Origin of the sequence: Sphingobacterium sp. UBA6317 (assembly GCF_002440385.1) — a bacterium.
GTDB classification, from domain to species: Bacteria; Bacteroidota; Bacteroidia; order Sphingobacteriales; family Sphingobacteriaceae; genus Sphingobacterium; species Sphingobacterium multivorum.
Map to the genome: position 1 here is coordinate 122,715 of NZ_DJTD01000046.1, position 3,972 is coordinate 126,686.

The window sequence follows — 3,972 nt, forward strand, 5'->3', positions numbered from 1 at the left end:
AATAACCGCCATTGCTAAAAAGCTACTCAACAAAGACAAACAAGCTTCTTTGTCAACCTACCTGCAGATCTTCGGCGCAGGAGTTGTCGGTGCAATGGCATTTAGTTTCAGCGATTCATTTTGGTATTCGGCAGTAGAATCTGAAGTTTATGCAATGTCTTCCTTATGTACAGCAGTTGTATTTTGGGCAATTTTAAAGTGGGAAGTCCGTGCAGATGAAGACGGTAGCGATCGTTGGCTGGTTTTTATTGCTTTTGTTATGGGGCTTTCGATCGGAGTGCATCTATTAAATCTTTTAGCAATCCCGGCTATCGCGATGGTTGTTTATTTCCGAAGAGCGCGACAGGTTAATGCGAAAGGGACAATAAAAGCTTTCCTCGTCGGAGTGCTGATATTGGGGGCCGTTTTGTGGGGAATTATTCAATGGTTAGTCGGTCTAGCGGCTAAAGTGGATCTCGTATTTGTGAACTCATTGGGAATGGGATTTGGTACCGGAATTTTTTTCTCGTGCCTATTATTGGGGGGATTGATAATTTACGGTCTATATTATTCCTATAAAAAGCAGAAATATACACTCAATACAGCCTTGCTGGTTCTTTGTTTTGTTTTATTTGGATACAGTTCCTACACCATGGTCATGATTCGTGGGAAAGCAAATCCATCCTTGAACAATAATGCGCCGGATAATGTATTTTCTTTTTTAGGATATTTGAGCCGTGAACAATATATACGGGAACCGTTACTCAAAGGACCTTATTATGACTCGCAAGTGGTTGGCGTCGATAGTAAGACGAGCTATCGGAAAGATAAGTCGGAGTATGTTCCCTTCACACAGGTAGACAAATATCAATTTGATAAGGAAACCTTTTTCCCGCGTATCTATAGCCAAGATGGAAGCCATCAAGCTTATTACAGAAGTTACCTCAATTTGAAAGAAGGGCAACAGCCAACGTTTTCCGATAATTTTAAGTTCTTTTTTAATTTTCAACTGGGAGATATGTATACCCGATATTTCTTATGGAATTTTGTGGGTAGACAGAATGACAGGCAAGGATATGGGACCTATAGTGACGGCAACTGGTTGTCGGGGATCAGACCATTGGATAATTGGCGTTTAGGGGGGCAAGATAAAATATCTCGATCGCAGGAGCATGACCCGAGCCGGAACACTTATTTTTTTCTTCCATTGCTACTCGGAATAGCTGGTGCGATCTGGTTGTACCGAAACAATAAACCTTATACCTTGGTACTGACCTTGCTGTTTGTGTTTACGGGGGTAGCGATCGTAGTTTATCTCAACCAAACTCCTATGCAACCCCGGGAACGAGATTATGCTTACGTGGGGTCTTTCTATGCTTTTGCGATCTGGATTGGGCTGGGAGTAATAGCATTTGTTCGGTTTTTCAACCGTTTTGTACAAACACGTTACGCTTTAGCGACAGGTATTTCTTTTGCGCTGTTGGGAGGCCCTATTATTTTGGCTCATCAAAACTGGGATGATCATAATCGGTCCGAGAAATCGTTGGCAAGGGATATGGCACGCAATTATTTGGAATCCTGTGCTCCAAATGCTATTCTATTTACCTATGGCGATCATGATACATTTCCTGTATGGTATTTGCAAGAAGTAGAGGGCGTACGTCCGGATGTTCGGGTTGTCGTGTTAAGCTATCTCACAGGCGATTGGTATATGCAACAGGCCAAACAACCCACGTATCAAGCGGCAGGGCTCCCCGTGACGATTCCCGCTGAAAAGACGAAAAAAGGCGTTCGTGATTATATCCCTTTCGTAGATAGACAACTTGACAATGCGGTAGATATACAGCAGTTATTGCAGTTTGTCACATCGGATGATCCGGAGTATAAAGTTCAGCTGAATTCCGGTGATATGGAAAACTATTTCCCTTCCAAGAAAGTCCAATTGCGCATTGATAAAGACGAGGTGGTTAAGAAAAATGCGGTTCCGGCGTATTTTCAGGGAGCTATAGTTTCTGCAATGGAATGGGAAATTCCGAATGATCATCTGACCAGGTCGGATTTAACCCTGTTATCCGTGCTTGAAAATAATCATTGGGACAGACCGATATATTTTTCGAATATGCTGCCAAGTGATATTAAGTTGGGACTGGATAAATACCTGGTCAATGAGGGCTTTACTTCTCGATTGATGCCTGTCACTGCTACAGATCAGTCGACAGGAAAACGAAGTGAGCAGGGTGGGCTAGTTAATATGGAGGCGTTATATAGCAATATTATGCATACGTATCATTGGGGTAATGTTAAAAATGCACAATACTTGGATACAGATTCGTTCCGCTTTGCAAGCATGTATGCCCGTGATATATTTGGAAAAGCTGCCCGAATGCTTTTAGCCAATGGCCAGGTCAAACAAGCTGGGGAGGTGGCAAAAAAAGCATACGATCAATTGCCCGATCGCGTATATGCGATGTCGGACGCCATCAATTATGCCGATATTATCGATAGTCTGTATCGCTCGGGGCAACCTCAGCTGGCCAACAGGATGATGGACCGGAACCTTGATTATGTCGCTGAAAATATGGAATACCTACATCAATTGGTAATGGATAAGAAAAACCTGAGCTTTGAGTGGAATGATATTCAGACCGGCTTGGACTCTGTAGACCGGTATAAGGCTATTTTATTGGAAGCAAAGGATACCAAACGATTGGCACGTGTTGAGCAGTTGAGACAGCAATATCAAAATTGGTACGGCGTAGAATAATTTTGATGATGAACTGAACCAAATTACCAGGCACGCCTAATGGGGCATTGGATTAACGTATTTGAGATAAGAAACCAGATGAGGCCTCTTCTAAAATATTGGAAGAGGCCTCGATACATATAGGATAGGGAATGAGCCGAGTTATTAAAATTTCATGCCGACTCCAAAGCCGAGCAGGAATGGGTTGATGTCAACTTTTGCCGGTATGGATAGGTTGGGGGCGAGGTTTGACGCATCCACATTGACATCGGTCTTTAAAAGAATATACTTAGCATCTAAATTCACGAAATATTTTTCAGATAGCTTAAAATCAATTCCCAGTTGAGTCGCAAAGCCGAAAGCATTATCATATTTTACATTTTTAACCGTTTGCCCCGCATTGACGCTATAGAATATGGTGTAATTTATTCCCGCTCCTACATAGGGTTTAATGGCACCGTCGGGGAGGAAGTGATATTGCGCTGTCAGTGTGGGAGGGAGGAGCCATACACTCCCAAGATCCACATTGCTGGATGGACTGCCACCAATGGCAGTTAAATTCGAACCTGTTGTATTAACTTTATGTTTTGTAGTCCCAAGGATCAATTCCGCCGCAATGTTTTTTGTGAAGAAATAGGTGAAGTCAAGTTCAGGGATAAATTTCGTATTGATGTCGACGTCTCCGCCTATGGTATTAATCTTGGCCGATTCGTTTGGCATGACTGTCACACCTCTGAGTCTCATTTGCCAGCGTTGATTAGGGATTGTTTGTGCCTGTAAACTTAGTGCGCCTAGGGTAAGTGTTAGTGCAATTAAAAGTAGCTTTTTCATATCATTAAGGGTATTTTGTTTGCTGTAAAACTATTGCTAAAATCAGGGCAAAAGAGTGACGATAATCAGGTTGAAAAATGAATGATACGATGTTTTTCCTATTGCAGATGATGTACCTTTATAAATTACTGTTGTAAAAAATGGGAAAGTATGGGTAGGTGTAAATCCGCTGTAATAGTTTTTCAAGCCACATTGGGATAATAGGCCTATTACACGCATTTGTCTCGCCTGAGCACGAGCAAACGTTATGAAAGTATGTCATTCGCGCAACTGCGGATTGTGCACCAGAATAACTACTAGGAGAGTTGGGGGCAAGAGGGGGACTGGAGTCTCGTTTAGCAGGGTTAATGGGGATACAAATCCGGTATGTCAATGCATATTGAATGGAATAGGAACGCTCCTAAAATAGAACAGGTCGG

At 42.4% G+C, this 3,972-nt stretch carries 2 protein-coding genes; one reads left to right on the forward strand and one right to left on the reverse strand.

Annotated features, from left to right (window positions below; translation table 11 throughout):
* Window positions 1-2,743 (forward strand): DUF2723 domain-containing protein (locus B3E92_RS15540; RefSeq protein WP_286897508.1); only part of this gene is annotated, 2,743 nt, incomplete at its 5' end.
* Window positions 2,744-2,887: 144 nt separating this feature from the next.
* On the opposite strand, the gene B3E92_RS15545 is transcribed toward B3E92_RS15540, so the two are convergent.
* A complete protein-coding gene (locus tag B3E92_RS15545; RefSeq protein WP_070570317.1) occupies window positions 2,888-3,553 on the reverse strand; it encodes an OmpW/AlkL family protein in 666 nt (221 codons plus the stop codon).
* Between the last annotated feature and the right edge of the window lie 419 nt (window positions 3,554-3,972).

Coding starts and splice junctions, on each gene's coding strand:
- B3E92_RS15545 (WP_070570317.1), bottom strand. CDS start 3,553: ATGAAAAAGCTACTTTTAATTGCACTAACACTTACCCTAGGCGCACTA.